14 protein-coding genes are annotated in these 21,347 nt (G+C 64.9%); 3 read left to right on the forward strand and 11 right to left on the reverse strand.

The window, feature by feature from the left end; translation table 11 throughout:
* Position 1: 1 nt before the first annotated feature.
* The 9 genes from QQW98_RS11355 to QQW98_RS11395 form a co-directional block, all read right to left on the reverse strand.
* The gene (locus tag QQW98_RS11355) at positions 2 to 1,561 is read right to left on the reverse strand and encodes a 2-isopropylmalate synthase (RefSeq protein ID WP_290135052.1); all 1,560 of its coding nucleotides are present in this window, start codon (positions 1,559 to 1,561) and stop codon (positions 2 to 4) included.
* A complete protein-coding gene (locus QQW98_RS11360) occupies positions 1,545 to 1,823 on the reverse strand; it encodes an ACT domain-containing protein (RefSeq protein ID WP_290135053.1) in 279 nt (92 codons plus the stop codon). Before QQW98_RS11360 ends, QQW98_RS11355 begins: the two co-directional genes overlap by 17 nt.
* Entirely contained in the window at positions 1,813 to 3,513 is a 1,701-nt protein-coding gene (gene ilvG / locus QQW98_RS11365; protein WP_290135054.1) for an acetolactate synthase 2 catalytic subunit, read from the reverse strand. Before ilvG ends, QQW98_RS11360 begins: the two co-directional genes overlap by 11 nt.
* A 23-nt stretch (positions 3,514 to 3,536) precedes the next feature.
* Positions 3,537 to 4,544 carry a ketol-acid reductoisomerase gene (gene ilvC / locus QQW98_RS11370; protein WP_290135055.1) on the reverse strand — a complete coding sequence of 336 codons (1,008 nt, stop codon included), beginning with the start codon at positions 4,542 to 4,544 and terminating at the stop codon, positions 3,537 to 3,539.
* Positions 4,545 to 4,554: 10 nt separating this feature from the next.
* Positions 4,555 to 6,231 (reverse strand): dihydroxy-acid dehydratase, encoded by a 1,677-nt coding sequence (ilvD, locus tag QQW98_RS11375; protein ID WP_290135056.1) that lies wholly within the window; start codon positions 6,229 to 6,231, stop codon positions 4,555 to 4,557.
* 407 nt (positions 6,232 to 6,638) lie between these two features.
* On the reverse strand, positions 6,639 to 8,054 hold the full coding sequence (locus tag QQW98_RS11380) for a sugar MFS transporter (RefSeq protein WP_290135057.1): 1,416 nt from the start codon (positions 8,052 to 8,054) through the stop codon (positions 6,639 to 6,641).
* Positions 8,055 to 8,164: 110 nt separating this feature from the next.
* Positions 8,165 to 9,376, reverse strand: coding sequence for an MFS transporter (locus tag QQW98_RS11385; protein ID WP_290135058.1), 1,212 nt, complete (start codon positions 9,374 to 9,376; stop codon positions 8,165 to 8,167).
* On the reverse strand, positions 9,369 to 10,433 hold the full coding sequence (locus QQW98_RS11390; protein WP_290135059.1) for a LacI family DNA-binding transcriptional regulator: 1,065 nt from the start codon (positions 10,431 to 10,433) through the stop codon (positions 9,369 to 9,371). Before QQW98_RS11390 ends, QQW98_RS11385 begins: the two co-directional genes overlap by 8 nt.
* A gap of 176 nt (positions 10,434 to 10,609) precedes the next feature.
* Positions 10,610 to 13,858: a TonB-dependent receptor gene (locus tag QQW98_RS11395; protein WP_290135060.1), complete on the reverse strand. Its 3,249-nt coding sequence runs from the start codon at positions 13,856 to 13,858 to the stop codon at positions 10,610 to 10,612.
* Positions 13,859 to 14,066: 208 nt separating this feature from the next.
* Here QQW98_RS11395 and QQW98_RS11400 point away from each other — a divergent pair, with 208 nt between their 5' ends.
* Positions 14,067 to 15,584 carry a tryptophan halogenase family protein gene (locus tag QQW98_RS11400; protein WP_290135061.1) on the forward strand — a complete coding sequence of 506 codons (1,518 nt, stop codon included), beginning with the start codon at positions 14,067 to 14,069 and terminating at the stop codon, positions 15,582 to 15,584.
* Positions 15,585 to 15,596: 12 nt separating this feature from the next.
* Here QQW98_RS11400 and QQW98_RS11405 read toward each other — a convergent pair whose 3' ends face one another.
* Entirely contained in the window at positions 15,597 to 15,902 is a 306-nt protein-coding gene (locus tag QQW98_RS11405) for a hypothetical protein (RefSeq protein WP_290135062.1), read from the reverse strand.
* 255 nt (positions 15,903 to 16,157) lie between these two features.
* On the opposite strand from QQW98_RS11405, the gene QQW98_RS11410 reads away from it, so the two are divergent.
* Both QQW98_RS11410 and QQW98_RS11415 read left to right on the forward strand, forming a co-directional pair.
* Positions 16,158 to 17,720 carry a hypothetical protein gene (locus tag QQW98_RS11410; RefSeq protein WP_290135063.1) on the forward strand — a complete coding sequence of 521 codons (1,563 nt, stop codon included), beginning with the start codon at positions 16,158 to 16,160 and terminating at the stop codon, positions 17,718 to 17,720.
* 96 nt (positions 17,721 to 17,816) lie between these two features.
* The gene (locus QQW98_RS11415; protein ID WP_290135064.1) at positions 17,817 to 20,528 is read left to right on the forward strand and encodes a TonB-dependent receptor domain-containing protein; all 2,712 of its coding nucleotides are present in this window, start codon (positions 17,817 to 17,819) and stop codon (positions 20,526 to 20,528) included.
* A 62-nt stretch (positions 20,529 to 20,590) separates the two neighbouring features.
* Here QQW98_RS11415 and QQW98_RS11420 read toward each other — a convergent pair whose 3' ends face one another.
* Complete coding sequence (locus tag QQW98_RS11420) at positions 20,591 to 21,265, reverse strand: response regulator transcription factor (protein ID WP_290135065.1); 675 nt, start codon at positions 21,263 to 21,265, stop codon at positions 20,591 to 20,593.
* Between the last annotated feature and the right edge of the window lie 82 nt (positions 21,266 to 21,347).

The raw sequence follows: 21,347 nt of genomic DNA on the forward strand, positions 1-21,347 counted from the left end.
CTCACGCAGCCTGGTGTGCGGCGGCGGCCTGCACCATCCGGTCGTGGTTGTTGAAAGCGGCGAGCAGCGCTTCGGCGGCGGCGACGATCACATCGGTGTTCTGGCTGCGACCGGACACCTTCTTGCCGTCCACCGTCAGGCCGACCTCTATGTCCATCTCCCGCGCCAGCTGGTGCGCATCGATGGCATCGAGCGAACCGTCCACTTCGGCCGCGATGCAGAATGCGTCGGTCAGCGCTTCGAACGGGCCGGTGCCGTGGCCGATGGTGGTCAGGCGGCCGCGTTCCTTGTGGTCGAGCACCAGCTTGGCAGTGGGCTGGTCCTTTGCCTTCGTGCCAGTGCGCAATTCCGCGCGAACGAGATGCCAGGTCAGCGCATCCTCGCCGCCGGCCATCAGCGCGATCAGATCGTTGTCCGTCACTTCGCGGCGGGTATCGGCGACGTCCTTGAAGGCGGGAAACAGTTCGGCAATGCGGTTGTCGCCCAGTTCGAAACCGAGGTCGGCCAGCCGGGCGCGCAGGGCGTGCTTGCCGCTATGCTTGCCCAGCACCAGCGTTTGCGCGGGCACGCCGATATCGTCCGGGTGCATGATTTCGTAAGTCTGGCGATTGGCCAGCACGCCGTGCTGGTGGATGCCGGCCTCGTGCGCAAAGGCGTTCCGGCCCACGATCGCCTTGTTGCGCGGCGGGGCGTTGCCGGTGCATTCGGCCAGCAGCGCACTTGCGGCGTAGATGCCGCGCGTCTGCACACCGGTGTCGGCGCGGTAGTGGTCTGTGCGGGTGCGCAGCGCCATCACCACCTCCTCCATCGCGCAATTGCCCGCCCGTTCGCCGATACCGTTGAGCGCGCATTCGATCTGGCCCGCCCCGCCGCGCACCGCGGCGAGGCTGTTGGCGACCGCCATGCCGAGATCGTCGTGGTTGTGGGTCGAGAAGATGACCCCAGCGCGCACGGAGACACTTGCGGTGAGGTCGCGATAGAGCTCATAAATCTCTTCGGGCGAGGTGTAGCCGACCGTGTCGGGCACGTTCAGCACGTCCGCCCCCGCATCGGCGGCGCATTGCAGCGCTTCCTTCAGGAAGGCGCGTTCGGTGCGGATTGCGTCCTCGGCGGAAAATTCGATTTCGTCGAAGCGGCCGGCGCAGGATTTCACGCTGCGCTCGATCTGCTTCAGCACTTCGTCGGTCGAAAGCTTCAGCTTGAATTCGCGGTGCAGCGGGCTGGTGCCGAGAAACACGTGGATCCGCTTGCGCTGTGCCGGGGCGAGGGCGCGCTCGGCCGCGTCGATATCGCCTTCGGTCGAGCGGGCGAGGGAGCACATGGTCGGCCCCTCGATCTCGCCCGCGATGCGGCGGATGGCCTCGGCATCGCCGGGGCTGGCGGCGGCAAAGCCGACCTCCATGACGTCCACTTCAAGGGCGGCAATAGCCCTGGCGACCATCAGCTTGCGTTCCGGCGTCAGGGAGAAGCCGGGCGCCTGCTCCCCGTCGCGCAGGGTCGTGTCGAAAATGCGGATGCGGCGTACGTCGCTTTCTCCGGCTTGGTCAGGCGACTGCGGCACGCGGCACCTCCATGATCGGCGGGGCGTTGGTCAGTTCGGTCGCTTCGGTGACCAGGTGCAGGCGCTGGATCTGGCGCAGCAGCGTGGCGGTGCGGCGCGTGCCGTCGCGCGGGTCGATGGCGACCGTCATGGTCGAGAATTCCATGTCGCTGCCCATCTGCATCGAGCGGATGTTGAACCCGCGTGCTTCGATGAGGCCGAGCACCCGGCGTAGCGTGCCTTCGCCCGACTGGAAGGTGATGCGGATGTGCTCAAGCGTCATGTTTCGTCTCCATCATTTCGGAGTTGGATTTGCCTGGCGGGACGAGCGGCCAGACGTTTTCTTCCGGGTCGATCCGGACATGGGCCAGGATCGGCCCTTTCGCGGCGCGAAGCCGCTCGATCGCGCCGTCGACTTCCTCGCGGCGTTCTACCGCAAAGGCTTCGATGCCGAAGGCGTGGGCGACTTCGACGAAGTCCGGGTTGTCGGACAGGTCGACTTCTGAATAATTGCCTTCGAAGAACAGCTCCTGCCACTGGCGGACCAGACCCAGCATCGCGTTGTCCAGCAGGACGATCTTGACCGGGATCTGGTAGCGCCGCAGCGTCGCCAGTTCCTGCAGGTTCATCTGGAAGCCGCCGTCGCCGCTGACGCAGTAGACTTCCTTCTCCGGCTCGGCGAGCTTGGCGCCGATTGCGGCGGGAAGGCCGTATCCCATCGAACCCAGGCCACCGCTGGTGAGGTGGTGCTTGGGCGAGGAAAAGCGGCAATGCTGGGCGACCCACATCTGGTGCTGGCCGACGTCGCATGCGGCAACGAAGTCGTCGCCGACCTGCTCCGACAACGCCTTCAGCATGGCAGGTGCGTAGATGCCGTTGCCCGGTGCGTCATATCGGGGCGCGGTGGTAGCCTTGCTCTGGGCGCACGCAGCTTGCCAGTCGCCGATGTCGCCGGCGGTAAAATCGATCTGGCGCAGCGCGCGCTTGAGGTCGCCGCAGATGGCGGCGTTGGCGCGGCGCAGCTTGTCGAATTCTGCCGCATCGGTGTCGATATGGACGACGCCGGCGTGGGGCGCGAACGTATCGAGCTTGCCGGTGGCGCGATCGTCGAACCGTGCGCCGATGACGATCAGCAGGTCGCTTTCCTGCACCGCCTTGTTGGCGGCGATGCTGCCGTGCATCCCCAGCATTCCGAGAAACTGTTCGTGCTCAGGCGGCAGGATGCCGAGGCCCTGCAAGGTGGCGACAGCGGGGATGCCCGAACCCTCGATGATCTCGCGCGTCAGCGGCGTAGCGTTCGCGCGGGCGACGCCGCCGCCGAGGTAGAACAGGGGCTTTTTCGCGCTTGCGATCAGCTTCTCGGCTTCGGATATCGCTTCCGCTGAAGGGGTGGGGCGCAGCGCGTCGGCCTCCGCGCGGTAGATCGCCGTCCCGGCCTGCGCCTGCTGGACGTCCTTGGGCAGGTCGATCAGGACCGGGCCGGGGCGGCCACCCTCGGCAATCGCGAAGGCTTCCTCCAGCGTGCCGGGGATTTCGTCCGGATGGCGGACGATCATGGAGTGCTTCACGATCGGCAGTGTCATGCCGAACATGTCGATTTCCTGGAAAGCGTCGGTGCCCATGAACGGCTGCGCGACCTGTCCGGTGATCGCGACCATCGGGACGCTGTCCATGTACGCGTTGGCGATGCCGGTGATGAGGTTGGTCGCGCCCGGACCGCTGGTGGCGAGGCAGACGCCGGCGCGGCCCGTGATCCGGCCATAGGCATCGGCGGCAAAGGCAGCGCCCTGCTCGTGGCGGCACAGGACGTGGCGGACATTGCCGCGCGCGATGGCGTCGTAAACCGGCATGATCGCGCCGCCGGGATAACCGAAGATGCAGGTGACCCCCAGCTCCTCCAGCGTGTCCACCACCAGCTCCGCCCCGCTGCGCGGAGTGAAGCTGGTGGTGGTGGGGGATGCTTGGGCGTTCATGGGTCTATACTGCAGCCGCGCGGTTACGCGGCCTTGTCCTTCTTCTGCTGGAGCCACGGCATCATGCCGCGCAATTCCTTGCCGGTGGTCTCGATCAGATGGGCGAGGTCTTCGGACAGCATCCGGTCGTATTCGGGCTTCCCGGCCTCGTTCTCGGCGATCCAGTTCTTTGCGAACGTGCCGTTCTGGATGTCGGTGAGGACGTCCTTCATCCGCGCGCGGGTCTCGTCATTGACGACGCGCGGGCCGGAAACGAGGTCGCCGTAGATGGCCGTTTCGCTGATGAATTCGTGCATCTTGGCGAGCCCGCCTTCATACAACAGGTCCACGATCAGCTTCAGTTCGTGGAGGCATTCGTAATAGGCGATCTCCGGCGCGTAGCCAGCATCGGTCAGCGTTTCGAAGCCGGCCAAAACAAGCTCGGTCGCGCCGCCGCACAGGACGGCCTGTTCGCCGAACAGGTCGGTTTCGGTTTCTTCCTTGAAGCTGGTCTCGATGGCGCCCGCAGTCGTGCCGCCGATCAGGCTGGCGTAGGCCAGCGCCTTGTCCCGCGCTTCGCCGCTTGCATCCTGGTGGACGGCGAACAGGGCGGGTACGCCCGCACCGCGTTCGTATTCGCGGCGGACGAGGTCGCCGGGGCCCTTCGGCGCGACGAGGATGACGTCGATGTCGCTGCCCGGCTTGATCCGTTCGTACAGGACAGTGAACCCGTGCGCGACCAGGAGCGCGTCACCGGCCGACAGGTTGGGCGCGATTTCGCTGGCGAAGATCTTCTCGTGGCTCATGTCCGGCGTCAGCAGCGCGATGAGGCCGGCGGCCTTCGTCGCTTCGGCGACCGACATCACGGTCAGGCCGTCGGCGCGCGCCTTGGCCGCCGTGGGCGATCCGTCGCGCAGCCCGATGATGACCTCGCAGCCGCTGTCGTGCAGGTTCAGCGCATGGGCACGGCCCTGGCTGCCGTAGCCGATGATGGCGACCGGCTTGCCCTTGACGGCGGCGGGCTTGGCATCGGTATCCTTGAAAACTTTCATGGGTCTTTCCTCAATTCGCAGGAGCTTCGGTCGTGATCGCGCCATAGGCGGCGGACCCGACCAGGCGGGCATACTTGTCGAAAGCGCCGCCCATGCGCTTGGGCGGGCGGGGCGTGTGGGCTGCGCGGCGGGCATCCCAGTCGATGTCGGCGTCGATCCGGCGTGTCTCGGCGTCGATGGTGATGGTGTCGCCTTCCGCGATCAGGGCGATCGGGCCGCCGACCTGCGCTTCGGGAGAGACATGGCCGATGACGAAGCCGTGGCTCGCGCCCGAAAAACGCCCGTCGGTGATCAGCGCGACCTGCCCGGCAAGGCCCTGTCCGGCGATGGCGGCGGTGACGGCCAGCATCTCGCGCATGCCGGGTCCGCCCTTGGGCCCTTCGTAGCGGATGACAACGACGTCGCCGGCCTTGATCCGGCGGTTGGTGACGGCTTCGAAACAGGCTTCCTCGCCGTCGAAAACGCGGGCCGGGCCGGTGAAGCTCTTGGTGCCGTAACCGGCGGTTTTCAGTACCGCGCCCTCGGGGGCCATGTCGCCATAGAGGATCGACAGGCCGCCGGTCCGCTTGAACGGGTTGGCGGGCGAGTGGACGACTTCCTGTCCGGGCGCCTCTTCGGCTTCGGCCAGTTCTTCATGCATCGAACGGCCCGTGCAGGTCGGGGTGTCGGCGATCAGGCCCGCATCGGCCAGGCGCTTGCCGAACAGGCGGATGCCGCCGGCGGCGAACAGGTCGCGGGCGAGGAACCGCCCGCCGGGCTTCAGGTCGGTGATGACCGGGACTTCGCGCGACAATTCGTCGAACGTCTCGATCGGGAAGGCGAAGCCGGCTTCCGCGGCGATGGCGGGCAAATGGAGGACGGCGTTGGTCGAGCCGCCGCTGGCGACGACGGCGGTTGCCGCATTGCGCAGCGATGCCGGCGTCAGTAACGTGCGGGCGGAGGTGCCTTCGTGCGCCAGTCGTGCAGCCAGCTCGCCGCAGCGGCGCGCCTCGTCGGGCTTGGCATCGTCGACTGCGGGCGGATCGGCTGCGCCCATGGGCGAAATGCCCATCATCGTCAGCGCCATCGCCATAGTATTGGCGGTGAACTGGCCGCCGCAGGCGCCCGGGCCGGGGCAGGCGTGGCGTTCGATCTCGTCCAGCTCGGCGTCGTCGATATCGCCCTTGGCATGCGCGCCGACGGCTTCGAAAACGTCTTGGATCGACAGGTCCTTGCCCTTGCAATTGCCGGGCAGGATGGTGCCGCCGTAGAAGATGAGGCCGGGGATATCGAGCCGCGCCAGCGCCATAGCAGCGGCGGGGATGGTCTTGTCGCAACCGACGAGGATGACCGCCGCGTCCAGCGAGTGGCCGCGCACCGCGACTTCGATGGAATCGGCGATGACTTCGCGGCTGATCAGGCTGGCGCGCATGCCTTCGCCGCCCATGGTAATGCCGTCGGAGACAACTATGGTGTTGAAATCGACCGGCGTCGCCCCGCCGGCGCGCAGGCCTTCGCGGACCGGCTCTGCCAATGCCTGCAGGTGCATGTTGCAGGGCGTGACGGTGGACCAGGTGTTGACGACTGCGACCATCGGCTGCGCCATCGCCGCATCGTCATAGCCCGCCGCACGCAACATCGCGCGCGCCGGGGCCTTGGCCGGGCCCTTGGTGATGGCGTCGGAAATTTTCGCTTTCGGGTCGGTCATGGTGTCTCGCGAGATCGGGGAGGGTGAGGGGCCAACAAAAAACCCCGCTGCCGGTTTGGAAGCGGGGTTTCGGAGGTCCGTGTCAGCCTGTGTCAGCCGATGGGCGCTCCTCCCCGCGTGATAAGGAGTACGAGTACTGCGAGCACTAGCTGCACGAGGTCGGCCACGGGTGCCCGATCCTTCGCAATTGCAGCAGTGGCAGCGCGTGCCAGCATCGTCTCGTTCCTCGTTCCACGACAGAGCGCCGCGTTCGCAAGCCTCTTTATATCCCGAAATCCTTCTTGCAAGTAAAAATATTGCGCGAAGGTGGGAAAATCGGGAATGATTTCATCTGAAACCAGTTTGCTGCACAAGCGAAAGGCCGGCCCCCGCGAGGGAGCCGGCCTTTGCTGTGACTGCGAAGAGCGTCAGGCTGGGCGGCGGGCGAACATGCCGAAAGCCGCGATGATGCCGTAGCATACGATCGGCAGGATCATGGCCGTGCGGAGGCTGCCGCTTGCATCGGCCAGCATGCCGGTCAGCAGCGGGATGACGGCCCCGCCGAAAATGGCGATGTTGATGATGCCTGACCCGTCGGCTGCCTTCAGGCCCAGCTTCTCGCTTGCGAGCGAGAAGATCGTCGGGAACATGATAGAGTTCATCAGGCCGACCGCCAGCAGGCTGTAGCCGGCAGTCGCTCCGGTCGTGTTGGTGGAAATCAGCACCAGCGTAATCGCGCCCAGGGCCACGCCCATGAGCACGAGGCCGGGGCTGACGTAGCGCAGCACCAGCGAACCGATGATCCGGCCGACCAGCGCTCCGCCCCAGTACATCCAGATCATGTTGCCGGCGTCGAGCTCGCTCAGGCCCATCACGCTGTCCTGCATCAGGTAGTTCACGATGAGCGAGCCGATGGCGACTTCCGCCCCCACGTAAAGGAAGATGCACGCCGCGCCGAAAGAGAAGCGGGTGCGGCTGAGCAAGCTGTTGCCCCACAGCCAGACGATAGGGCCCGCGATCAGCAGGATCACGCCCGGAATCTCGTTGCCGCGGATAACCAGCCAGCCGCCGATCACGATGGGGACGATACCGCTCAGGTAGCGGGTGACGCTGGTCAGCGCGCCGCCTTCCATCGCGGAGGCATCGTGGGGCAGCTTGTTGCGGTTGATCCACACGACCAGCGCGATCACCGCCAGGGCGACGGCGAGGCCGATGTAGGTGGAGACGATGGCCGCGCTTTCTGCCGTGCGATAGGCGGCAAGTTCCGCGCCGGAGAGTTCCGCCGCGGAGACCCCGGCCAGGCTGCCGAGAATCAGTGCCGAGCCGACGCGCGGGAAAATCGTGGTGCCGAGGCTGTTGAATGCCTGCGCAAAGGTCAGGCGGCTGTGCACGGTCTTGGCCGGGCCGAGCAGCGAGATGAGCGGGTTGGTCACCACCTGCACGATCACCACGCCGCTTGCTAGGATGAACAACGCACCGAGGAATAGGCCGTATGTGGCGGTCTGGCTTGCCGGGATGAAGAGCAGGCAGCCTGCCATCATGATCAGCAATCCGGCCACTGCACCGCGCATGTAACCGATCCGCTTGACCAGCTCGGCACCGGGGATCCCGATCATGAGATAGGCGGTGAAGAAGCAGAACTGCACCAGCATTGCTTCGGTGTAGTTAAGCGTGAACAGCTCCTTCAGCTTGGGCAGGATCACGTCGTTGAGCGAGGTGATGCCGCCGAAGATGAAGAACAGCGCAAAGACGAAATATTGCAAACCGGGCGCGTTTACGTGCGTGCCTTCATCGGTAAGCGTGGCCGGATCGGTGCTTGTGGCAACGTCTGGTGCCAAGGCCATAATGGTACTCTCCCTCTGGTCCTCCTGCGTGCGCGGTCAGGACATTCCCCTGTTGGCAGCGTGGCGCAGGGTGGCGGCCCTGTCCAACGCAAATTCGTATGCGCGGCGGCTCATGCCGTTCGCGCGATGCTAAGCAGCAATGCACCCGCCGCAACGACCAGCACTGCAAGCGCGATGAACAGGCCGGAAAAGCCGAAAACGGGCACCAGCAGCAGCGTCAGCCACGGCATGATCATCGAGGGCATGGTGTTAGTCAGGTTGAAGATCCCGAGGTCGCGCCCGCGGGTCTGCGGACGGGGCAGGACGCGCAGGGTCTGGCTGGTGTGGAGGGCGAGGACCACGCTCGCCGCGAGACCGAAGGCGACATACCCGGCGATGGCGAAGTTGCGGTCGCCCGCCATCGCCATGATGACGAGGCCGATGGACGAGACAAGGCACGCCGTGCCGAGCGGTAGGATCGGCCGGTTCGCGCGGTCCGACCAGCGCCCCACCACGAGCGCGAACGGCACCGCGCTTGCAAGGACCAGCCCGAAGATCGTGGCGGCCGTGTTCTCCGTGCTGGAGGGCGAGATCGAGCGGAACCACAGCAGGAAGAACGCGAAGAGCGAGGCTTCGGCAACCTGCACCAGAAGCCGTGCGAGCCACATGCGGAACACGGCAGGTCGGCTGCGCAACGCGTCTCGCTCCGCGATTTCTTCGCGACTGACGGGCGTCATAAGGCCGGGCGTCGGGACCGGTCGGGCGAGGAGCAGCCCCGGCAGGACGAGCGCGCCGACCAGCGCGACCACGACCGGGAAACGCATTTCGACCGGAACGAGCCACGTCGAGGTGACGAGCACGCCGGACAGCGCGCCCGTCGCAGGCGCAAACGCAAGCATCCCGCCGAGCCGTCCTTTCTGGTCGTCCGGCACGCAATCGCCCGCCCACGCGGCGATAGGGGCGAGCATCATGTTGAGAGCCAACTGCCACGCCACGATGGCGCCGAGAAGGGCGGGAAAGCTCTCGATGGATGGCATCAGGAGCAACAGCGCGGAACTAAGCGCGAACCCCGCTAGCGCCCAGCCACGGCGATTGGCGGTAAGATCGCTCACACAGCCGAACCCGATGTTGGCGACGCTGGCCGCCCCCGCCCCCGCCAGAGCGATCCACGACAGCCACTGCACGATCCCGTCGCCGGCGAGGCTGCTGACATGGATGGGCAGGAGAATGGTAAGGAAGGGAACGTAGGCGACCGCGCCGCCGGCAACCGCAGCGGCATAAAGCCACAGGAAGCGCGTCGATTGCTGCGGCTGTCCGGTGGCCGGGATGGCGGCGCTAGCCATGCGATCCCGCGCGGGGAGGGGCGGTGGAATCGCGCACGACAAGGCGAGCCGGGATGACCGAGCGTTCCTCGTCCTCCAGCTCCCCGCGCTTCGCCTGGATCAGCTTCTCCACTGCAAGCGATGCGAGCTCCGCGATGGGCTGGTCGATGGCGGTCATCGCGGGCACGGAACCGCGCAGCACGGGCGTGTCGTCGAAGCTTATCACCGACAGGTCGCCAGGCACCGACAGGCCAAGTTCGCGCGCGACGTCGAGCGTGGCCATCGCCATGTGGTCGCTGCTCGCGATGATCGCCGTGGGCGGGGTTTCGCCGGAAAGGAGGGCGCGCGCCGCTTTCGCGCCGCTATCGTAACCGAAGTCGCCTTCCGCGAACAGTCCGGCAACAGCGTGGCCGGCTTCGCGCATGGCGTCTTTCCACCCGTTGGTGCGCCAGTGGCTCAGCTCGTAATAGGGCGAGCCGGCGATGAAACCGATCCGTTCGTGACCGAAGTCCAGAAGGTGCTGCGTCGCTTCGCGCGCGGCCAGCCGGTCGTCCATCGCCAGCGCAATGCCGGGGGTGGTGCCTTTCGATCCGATCCGCGCGAAGGGGATGTGCCGCTCTTCCAAAAGGTCGATCATCAGCGTGTTGTCGGAATGTGGCGGGGTCAGGATAACGCCATCGGGCTGCAAGGCAGCGATCGCGTTGCCGAGTTCGCGCTCCACGTGCTGGCTGTCGGTATCGACCAGCTCGATAAGAATGCGATAGCCGTGTTCTGCCGCCTTGCGCATGCCGCCCAGCAGCATCTGGTCGATCCAGTCGCGCCCCTCGCGCGCTTCCCAGTCGGCGATGGTGCGCGCGCGGTCGTTGATCGAGAGGATGAGGTAGGATCGCGACCCGCTCATGCGCTGGGCGGCGATGGAGGGGACGTAGCCGAGCTTGTCGATCGATGCCTGCACGCGCTCACGCATGGAGGCGCGCACGTTCGGCTCCTTGTTGATGACGCGGCTGACTGTCTGCAGCGAAACGCCTGCGTCGGCGGCCACATGCTTGATGGTTACGGATTGGCGGCGGCGAGCCATTGCCCTTCGATCCCTGTCCTGTGCGACGACATCGTCCTTAGCCGCATAGCGGCAGAATTCCCAAGCGGCGGCGGCCTGTTTCCAGACGTTTTACGTGTTCATCCGCCGTGCAAACGACAGGGGCGGGCCGCTGCCTATACAGTAACCCGCCCCCGACTGCGCGTTCGCCTGCTTCCCTAGAAGTCGAAGCGCAGCGCGATGCTGTAACGGCGATCGTTGCGGAACGCCGAGCGGGTGACCCGCGTGCCGTCGAAGTCGAACACCTGGCTGGTGCGGGTGACTTCGTCGAGCAGGTTCACGCCCTGGATGCCAACCTTCAGGTTTTCCAGAACGTCGATGAACAGCGAACCGTCCAGCTGACCGGTGCTTTCCCCGTAGATCGGCGAGAACGGGAAGATCACGTCACGCGGAGTCTGCAGGAATTCCGACCGCCAGTTATAGGCGAGACGAGCTGCAATCGGGCCGCGCTCGTAGAAGACGACGGCGTTGACCGTGTGCTTCGAGATACCGGCAAGCGGCAGGCCGAGCGAGAACGGGCTCTGTTCGGCGCCCAGCGTGTTGTTCGTGAACTCGCCGCCATCGACATAGGTGTAGGTCAGCTGCGAACCCAAGCCGCCGAGCGGACCCGGCAGGAAGTCGTAGGTCTGCTGGTAAGCCAGCTCGAAACCCTTGAGCGTCCCGTCGTTCACGTTGATCGGGCCGTTGACCAGCACCGGCAGGTCGAGGCCATCGGGGTTATCGAGCACGATACGCGTAGCGCCCGGATTTTCCAGATTGGTCACGTCCTTCATGAACAGCGTAGCGGTGACCGAGCCGACGGCATCGAAGTACCATTCCGCCGACAGGTCGTAGTTCCATGCCTCGGTCGGGCGCAGTTTACGGTTACCCGTGTTGAGGCCGAACAGCAGGCCGGTGTCGCCGATATCCTGGTTCACGATGTTGAGCGTGTTGTCGAACAGCGCGCCGCCGGTGCGGAACGCCGCGAGATCGGGGCGGAAGATCGCCTTCGACACCGCACCGCGGAACAGCAGGCCGTTGCCCAGGTCCAGCTTCACATTGAAGCTGGGGAGCCAGTGATCGTAGGTTTCGTCTGCGAAGTCGTCGAAGATATCGCCGGTCAGGCCTTCGACGAATTCAATTTGCCGCTCTGTCGAAAGGGCGCAATAACCGAGCGGGGTTTGGTCGATCGGGTTAGCGCACCGGTTCTGCAGGTCGGACAGTTCGGCCACACCGTCACCATCGCCGCCGCGGTTGAACGAGGTCGGATCGTTCGGATCCTGGTAGGCAGGAGCGTCGATATAGCTCGGCTCGATGTAGCCGATCCGGCCTTCGGAACGGACATTGGTGCGGGCGTAACGCACGCCGATGTTACCCGAAAGCGTCGCGCCGCTGGAGAAATCGCGACCGAAATCGAGCCGCAGGTAAGCCGCGCTGGTCGTTTCCTCGATCGGGGTGATTTCGGACGGGCAGAACGGCGAACACGGGATCTCTTCGCCGGTCACCGGGTCGATGTAGATCCGGCCGTCGATGAGCGGGCGACCTTCCGGGGTCAGGGTGAAGGCCTTGATGGCATTCAGGTCCTGCGCCAGCTCGCCGGAGAGATATTCGCCGACCAGATCGTCCCCCCCATAGAAGATGGCTGCACCGTCACCGACGGGCACGGGCACATTGCCGCGCTGGAAGTTGTCGCCGAAGACATTGCGGACATCGGCGCTTTCAGGGAAGTCGTAGGCGTAAGCGCCGCCGCCCGGAGCAAAAGTCCCCGAATACGGAGCGCCCCAGTCGCCCTGGCGGGCTGTCCAGGTTGCACCCAGGTTCGACCAGTTCGAGAAATTCGCCGTGCGCGTCACGCGGCTGCGTTCCGCCCAACGGGCACCGAAGCGGGCCGAGCGCAGGAAGCCGGTGTCGGAAATATCGTATTCGAAATCGCCGCGCAGCGAGTAAAGGTCGCCTTCATTCGCCACCTGATTGTCTAGGTGGAACCAGAAGTAGGTGTTGGCAGGATCGGTGAAATACGCCACCGGGGAGTCGTTCGTCCCCACCTGCAGGAACTGGACAGCCGGCGTATCACCGCTGTTATCGATGAACAGGTCGGCGTAGGTCTGCATCGCGAGGATGATGCCGGCTTCGCTGCGGTTGGAGTTGATGTACTGGCCTTCGAAATTCGCGCGCAGGCGATCGGTGATCGCGATGTCGAAATCGAGGGAGAAGTCCTCCGTCATCGCCTCGTCCTCGCGCTCGAAGCGCAGGTTTTCGGTCGAGATGCCGGGGATGCCCTGGTCGGAGATCTGCGTCAGTGTGCCCGACTGGAAGACGTTGCCGTTGAACACGATGTCGTTCGCCGCGGTCGGTACCGGGAAGAACGCATCGTTGTTCACCAGCGCCAGGACCGCGAATTCGGAGAGCGAGGACTGGGTTGCGGCGCGCAGGTATTCCGCGGTGACGACGACGCCGCCGTCCAACGATTCATACTGTGCCACGGCCGAATATGCCTGACGGTCGCGGGTCAGTTCGGTGGTGCGCACGCCGGCGCCCTTGGGAACGATGACAGTGCCTTCGGGCGGGAAGGTGTCGGGCGTCGCGGCATCGCCGGAAAAACCGCCGGAGCTGACCGGACGGGCACGGATACAGCCGGACTGCAGATCCGCCGCGCGGTAGCAGGGGTCGGTGATCTGCGAGGCATCGGTGCGGGTAACAAGGCGCTGCTGCGCATAGCCAAGCTGCACGGCAAAGGTGCCAATTCCGGTGTCGAAGGTGTTCGAACCGAGAAGCGAGAAGCCCGGGGCCCACTCGTCTGCAAGGTCGCCCTTGTTGATTTCGAACGTGCCGGCGAAATTGAAACCCGGATTGTCGAGCGGCTTTCGCGTGACGAGGTTCACGGTGCCCGAAATCCCGCCGTCGATCATGTCGGCGGTGGTGTTCTTGTAGACTTCGACGCGGCCGAGAAGCTCGGGCGAAACGTCGTTGAAACCGAGCGTGCGGCCGCCGTTGGCGGAGAAGATGTCACGGCCGTTGAGTTCGGAGCGAACGAAGGGCAGGCCGCGGATAATCACGCCCGAACCTTCGACCGAGAAGCGGTCGGGGTCGTCGCGCTGTTCGAAGCGGCTGATGTTGACACCGGGCACGCGCTGCAGTGCTTCGGCCACCGAACGGTCGGGCAGGGCGCCGATATCGTCCGCCGTCACCACGTCCACGAACGTGTCGGCGTCGCGCTTGATCGACTGTGCGTTTTCGAGCGCTGCGCGGATGCCTTCGACGACGATGACGTTCTCGTCGTCGATCGTGGCATCTTCCTGCTCTGCCGGCGACGCGTCCTGCGCGTAGGCGGGCCCGGCCATGGCGAAGCCCAGCGCGAGGCCGGACACGGTGCAGAAGGCAGTGCGACTCAGGTTGCGCTGCCGCGGAATAACGGTGGTGGTTTTCACGAATCTCTCCCTCGTGAGATGCCGGAATCGGCAATTCTGTCCAATGATCCGCGCTTGGCGTAACGCCGATTGTGAACATTCACAATGGGCCGATGTGAACATTCACATTTTTACCGGGCGACCTATTGCAGAAAGGTCACAATTGCCGCATTTCCATCCGTAACGAGCGCCTGCTACGGCGTGTGAAACCGACATCTGCGGAGCGTGTATGCCCATTTCGAAAATCGTGATCGTCGGCGGCGGCACCGCCGGGTGGATGGCGGCCGCAGCCTTGTCAAAAACCAAGGAAGGGGAGAGCGCACGCCCCGATCGCCCGCTCGACATCACCTTGGTCGAATCCGAAGCCATCGGCACCGTCGGCGTGGGCGAAGCGACGATCCCGCCCTTCGTCGATTTCAACACGCTGCTGGGCGTGGACGAGGCCGAAGTCATGGCCGCGGTCGGCGGCACGTTCAAACTGGGCATCCAGTTTTCCAACTGGGGCCAGGTCGGGCAGAGCTACCTCCACCCTTTCGGGCAATACGGCTACGAAGTGGACGGCGTCGCCTTCCACCAGATTTGGCAGATGATGCGCGAGCACGGCGACAAGCGACCGATCCAGGTCTTCAGCCCGGAGACGATGGCGGCCTATTTCAACCGCTTCGCCAAGTCCGAAATGCTGCCCCAGCGCGGCGACTTGCCGAGCATCAATTACGCTTATCACCTCGATGCCGGACGCTATGCCAGGTTCCTGCGCGACTTTGCGGAAAAGCGGGGCGTCGTGCGCAAGGAAGGCAAGGTTGCCGATGTCGCTCTGGAAGGGGAAAGCGGCTTCGTCAGTACGGTGAAGCTGGAAGACGGCACCTCGATCGAAGGCGACCTGTTCGTCGATTGCTCCGGCTTTCGCGGGCTGTTGATCGAGCAGGCGCTGGAAACGGGCTACGAAGAATGGACCCATTGGCTGCCGTGCGACCGCGCCGTGGCGCTGCCGTCCAACCGTCCCGGACCGCCGCTGCCCTATACCAAGGCGACCGCGCATTCGGCGGGCTGGCAATGGCAGGTCCCGCTGCAGCACCGCAACGGCAACGGCCATGTCTATTGTTCGAAATACATGGAAGCGGACGAGGCGCTCGACATCCTCCTCGCCAATATCGAAGGCGAACCCGCCGCCGATCCCAACCACCTGCGCTTCGTCACCGGGCGCCGCAAGAAGTTCTGGAACCGCAACGTGGTGGCGCTGGGCCTGTCGGCAGGCTTCATGGAGCCGCTGGAATCGACCTCCATCCACCTCATCAACACCGGCATCAACAAGCTGATGGCCCTGCTGTCGCTGGACGGAGTGGACCAGGCGCAAGAGGATGCCTTCAACCGCCTGACAGCGAAGGAATACGCGCGGATCCGCGACTTCCTGATCCTGCATTACAAGGCGACCAGCCGGACCGACAGCGACTTCTGGAACTATTGCCGGACGATGGACATCCCCCACACGCTGGAAGAAAAGATCGCCCTGTTCAGGGCGAACGGGCAGATTTTCCGCGAGGAGGACGAGCTGTTCACCGCGACCAGCTGGGTGGCAGTGATGATGGGGCAGGGGATCGAACCCGGCGGGACGAACGCCATGGCCTATTCACTTGGCCGCGATGTGCTGAAGACGGAGATCGACGGCATCGAGCAATCGATCCGCTACCTCGTCAACGCCATGCCGCCGCACGAGCAGTTCGTGGAGAAATACTGCCCCGCGACCTAGCGGGCCGGTGCGCTAGCGCGCCGCCATCCGCGTGCCGTCATCCCGCCGGTCGAGCGCGAGCAGGGCGCGGTGGGCGAGGTGGCGCGAATCCACCCATTCGCCGTTCGCCAGTTCGACGCGCCAGCGCGTTTCGTCGGCAACAACCTCTTGCAGGATCGCCCGGGCGGCATCGATGTCGCCAGCCTCGGCAAGCTCCATCGCCATGGCAATCGCCTGGGCGGGATTGGCCGCCTCGGCGGTCACCTCGACCTGGGCAGCCTCCTGCGCGGCAGCGGGTAGCGGGGCAATCAGGGCCATTGCGAGTACCAGTTCCTTCATCGCGTCTCTCCCAAGACATCTCGTCAGGATGACAGAATTGTGCGCCCTGAACGCGAACTGCAACAAAAACGTAACAGTGTCATAAAACTGTAATTTAGCACCTCAAGCGTCACAGTTGTCATAGCGGCGTCGCATTCAAGTCACGGTAAAATAAGGGGTTTTGCAAAGAAACTGTCACGCGAGGGGCCTAGTGGAGCGGCCAACGCAGGAGACGCTGCGTCCGATTCTCGGCTTTTCCCAAGGGGGGTTCTACCCGTGACCAAGTTTACCAATTCGCTGATCCTCGGCTGTTCCGTGCTCGCATTGTCCGCTTGCGGTCCCGACGACCTCGCGTCGCCCGGCACCGGCGGCAACATCACCATCAACAACCCGCCGGCAACGCCCGCACCCACACCGACCCCGACCGGCACTCCGACCGTCACCGCAGCGGGCAGCTGCCCGACGATCAATGGCCCCGCTCTGGTCGACAACGGTACGATTTCGGGCCCGACCGGTTCGTATCGCCGCTGCACCCTGCCGGCGCGCTTCACCGCATCGACCACGCTGCCGTATTTCGCCGGCGTGATCTACGAGATGGACGGCCGCGTCGATGTCGGCTCCGACGGCGGCCCATCCCCCGACGGCAGCGACGGTGCGGACGATACCAACGTGACCCTGACGATCGAGCCGGGCGCCATCATCTACGCCAGCGGATCGTCCTTCCTGATGGTCAACCGCGGCAACGAAATCCAGGCCGTCGGCACCGCCGCGCGCCCGATCATCTTCACCAGCCGCGACAACGTTGTCGGCTTCAACAGCGACACTTCGTCGGGCCAGTGGGGCGGGATCGTCCTCGCCGGCCGCGCTCCGGTGACGGACTGCATCGCACCGGGCGCAACCCCGGGCACGACTGGCTGCGAACGGCAGGTCGAAGGTGCCGCCCAGCCGGCCCTGTTTGGCGGCGCGACGCGGAACGACAGCTCGGGCCGCATGAGCTACGTCCAGATCCGCTATTCCGGCTTCGTCCTGTCGGGCGACAACGAACTGCAGTCGCTCACCACCGGCGGCACCGGCACCGGCACCCAGCTGGACAACATCATGAGCTTCAACAGCTCCGACGACGGCGTCGAATTCTTCGGCGGTTCGGTGAACGTGAAGAACCTGATCGTGGTCGGCGCGGAAGACGATTCGCTCGATACCGACACCGGTGTGAAGGCGAACCTGCAGAACGTGCTCGCCATCCAGCGCGAAGGGGCGGGCGACGCCATCATCGAAGCGGATTCGACCAACGCCCTGATCGACAGCACGCCGCGCCAGAACACGCGGATCAGCAACGCGACCTTCATCCACCGCAACGCCGCCGCCGGCCAGGCCCTGCGCTTCCGCGGCGGGACGGACTATGCGCTGACCAACACCGTGGTCTTCGCGCCGAATTCCACCTGCGTGCGGATCGACGACAGCGAAACCATCCGCGCCGCCAACGCTGCGCTCGACGATGTCGGCCCGGTCCGGTTCGAATCGGTCGTGCTGACCTGTGCCGACCCGTTCCGTTCGGGCAGCAACGGCGTGAGCGAGGCCGATGCGACCACGCTGTTCAACAATGGCTCGAACACCAACGCCAGCTTCACCAGCACGCTGATGACCTTCATCAACGGCGCCAATGAAAACGGCGTCGCCGCCTTCGATCCGACGGTCTTCGGCTCGTTCTTCACGAACCTCGGCTACATCGGGGCGGTGAACAGCAGCGGCAACGCCTGGTACGCCGGCTGGACCTGTAACTCGGCCGCCGCCGATTTCGGCACCAACACCGGCAACTGCAGCACCCTTCCGGTTTACTGAGCCGACGAGATGTGAAGGGGAGGGGAGCGCCGATCGTCGCTTCCCTCCCCTCGATTGTTACGGGGCCAGCGCGCCCCATCCGGGAGCATGATTGAAATGACACGTCCCAGCGTTTTCGCGCGCCGCCTGTCCGCCCTGTTGCTGGTCGGGACCGCCATGACCGTGCCGGCACTTGCCGCCGCCCAGGATGCAGGCGCCGCGCCGGCCTTGCCGCCCACCGATACCGCGGAAACGCCCGAGGTCGGGCAGGATCCTGCGCAGGATCCGGCCGCAACGCAGGACGAAACGCTGCAGGACGAGGATATCTCGATCCCCGGCGGCGGCATAATCGTGGTCACCGGCGACGCAATCCAGAATGTTGAGCGCAGCTCGACCCAGGTGGTCAACGTGCTGTCTTCCGAAGACATCGCCCGTACCGGGGAAGGGGACATCGCCGGCGCGCTGGGCCGCGTGACCGGCCTGTCGGTGCAGGGCAACGGCAATGTGTTCGTGCGCGGCCTCGGCGATCGCTATTCCCTCGCCTTGCTCAATGGCCTGCCGCTGCCGAGCCCGCAGCCGCTCAGCCGCGTGGTCCCGCTCGATATCTTCCCGACCAATATCGTCGCTTCCAGCCTGGTGCAGAAGACCTATTCGGCCAACTTCCCGGGCGAATTCGGCGGAGGCGTGATCAACCTCACGACCCGCGCCATTCCCGATGAAAGCTTCCTGACCCTGTCCGCCGGCATCAGCGGCGATACGGAGACGACCTTTTCCAACGGGCTCGCCTACTATGGCTCCGATACCGACTGGACCGGCTTCGACGACGGTACGCGCGACACGCCGCCCGCCTTGCAGGCTTTCCTCGACAGCGGGGCGCGCATTTCCGACACGGACGTGGACCAGACTGCGATCCTGAAGCAGTTGGGCAATCCGAACCTCGTGCTGCTGCAGCGCATCGGCGAGCAGCGCCCCAATTTCTCCGGCGGGATTACCGGCGGTACGGCATTCGACATCGGCAGCGATGCGCGCCTCGGCGTGGTCGCCACAGCCTCGATCAAGAACGGCCTGCAGAACCGCGTTGCCCTGAAGCAGAGCGCGATCAACGCGGACCTCGACCTCGACAGCGAATTCGTCGACTTCATCACCGACAACCGCGTCCTCGTGAACGGCCTGCTCGGTTTCGGGCTGGAGCTGGGCGAGCACCGGTTCCGCTGGACCAACCTCTATATCCGCGACACGCTGAAGCAGTCGTCGCTGTCCCAGGGCGAGGATTTCCAGTCGGGCTTCTCCAAGATCCGCCAGGAAAACGGCTGGTTCGAGCGGGAGCTGCTCGACACGCAATTCGTGGGCGAGCTGGAGTTCGACGACCTGTCGGTTGACCTGCGCGCCGGATATGCCCGGACCCAGCGCGAGGCGCCGTACGAATACTCCTTCGAATACGTCCGCACAAACATCGCCAACGATCCCAACGGCGACCGCTTCATAAACGTGCTGGACCGCCAGCGCGGCAATGCCTCGGTCGTGTTTTCGGACCTAGAGGAAGACCTGTATTACGGCGGCCTCGACGTCAGCTACCCGGTCACGGACTGGCTCGCGGTGACGGTGGGCGGCGCCTACACGGACACGGACCGTTTCTCGACGCGGCGCGAATTCCTGATCGATGCAAACACCGACTTCCCCGACGGCGTCGGCGCACTGCGACCCGACCTGCTGCTGGGCGATGCGGTTGTCGAATATTTCGACTTCGGCCTCATCGAAACCACGCAGGCCGACCCGGCCTTTGCAGCAGGGCTCGAAATCAAGGCCGCATATGCCAAGGCGCAGATCTTCCCGGTATTCGGCGTGACCATCGATGTCGGCGTGCGTTACGAGGATGCGATCCAGACGGTCGACCCGGTGGAAGTGTTCGCCACGCCGACCAATTCAGCCAGTTCGACGCTGCTGGAAAACGACTATTTCCTGCCGGGCGCGACCATCACGTGGGAAGCGACCGACCAGCTGCAGTTCCGTCTGAGCGGATCGAAGACGATCGCCCGGCCGCAGTTCCGCGAGCTGATCTTCCAGACCTATTACGATCCCGACACGAACCGCCAGTTCAACGGCAACCCGCTGCTGGTCGACAGCCAGCTGGTCAACGCCGAGGCACGCGCCGAATATTACTTCGACCGCGACAATCGCGTGTCGCTGGCAGGCTTCTACAAGGACATCGACAATCCGATCGAGGCCTATTCCAGCTTTTCCGACAACGAGCAGATCACCAGCTTCGCCAACGCCCCGCAGGCCGAACTCTACGGCGCCGAGCTGGAACTGCAGCTTAAGCGCAGCCTCGATACGCTGGGCGGCAGTTTCTTCGAGACCAAGGACGCGGTGCTGGTGGCGAACTACACCTACACCGATTCCGCGATCGCCGTTGCCGATGGCGACGTGACGCAAATCTTCCCCCGCGGCGCGCAGCCGGCGAGCAATTTCTTCTTCGACGGCGTGCCGCTGACGGGCCAGTCCGACCATCTCGTGAACGTTCAGTTCGGTTTCGAGGACTGGGACAAGTTGCAGCAGCTGACCCTGCTTCTTGCCTATGCCAGCAAGCGGGTGACCAGCCGCGGGACCAGCGGGCTGCCAGACATCCTCGAAGACCCGGGCCTGCGCGTCGACATCGTCGGTCGCCAGGGGCTGACCTTGTTCGGCGTCGAGACGGAGCTGAAAGCGGAGGCGCGCAACATTTTCGGGCGCGGCAAGTTCGAATACCAGGCAACCGACACGAACCGCATCGAGATCAACAGCTACGACCGCGGGACCAGCTTCTCGCTGTCGATCTCCGCTAATTTCTAAAGGGGAAGGGAGCCTTTCCCGATCCCGCCGGCGTTTCAGGCGCGGCGGGAGAGGGGAGGCCCCTACTCGATTTCGAGCAGGTAGCCGCGCGAGCGGACGGTTCTCAGCAGGCCGGCCGCACCGACATCCTTCAAGGAGCGGCGCAGGCGGCTGATCCACGCATCGACCGTGCGCTCGTCCACCGGCTCGCCCGTGCGGCCGAGGCCCGCGATGAGGTCCTGCCGCGAATGGAGGCGGTTGGGGTTTTCGATGAAGAAATGCAGCAGGCGGAATTCACTGGGGCTGAGCCTGACGAGCTGCTTCTTCCAGCGCGCCTGCATCGCCGCAGGGTAAAGCGCGAAGTGGCCGGCGATGATATGCGATTGGAGGGCTGCCGGCGCGGCGGAGCTTGTTACGGTCAGCACGCGGTCGAGCAGGCTCTGGCGGGTCACGGGCTCCGTCACATAACCATCGGCCCCGGCGCGCATGCAGCGCTTGCGGTCCTCCGCGGTGGCTTCATCGAGGATTATCGAGATGTGGCTGTCGGCCCAGCGCGGGTCCGCACGCAGCGCCTGGCAGAATTCCAGGCCGGAGAATTGCGGCAATAGCCATTCGATGAAGATCCAGCACGTTCCGTCGATCGGATGGATCGGATTAGCCGGATCGATCCTGCCGAAGCGAATGACGCGCTCGTCATCGGTGTAGCTTTCCGCCTGCGCCAGTTCCGCGCGCGTCGTGAGGATATTGATCGTGTGCATGCGATCCGCTCGTGAATTCTCTCATGAGCGGAGTGCCGCGCTTATGTGACGCGCCTATGACTGGAGGGGAGATGTTTTGCGA

It is taken from the genome of Alteriqipengyuania flavescens (genome assembly GCF_030406725.1).
Lineage (GTDB): Bacteria > Pseudomonadota > Alphaproteobacteria > Sphingomonadales > Sphingomonadaceae > Alteriqipengyuania_B > Alteriqipengyuania_B flavescens.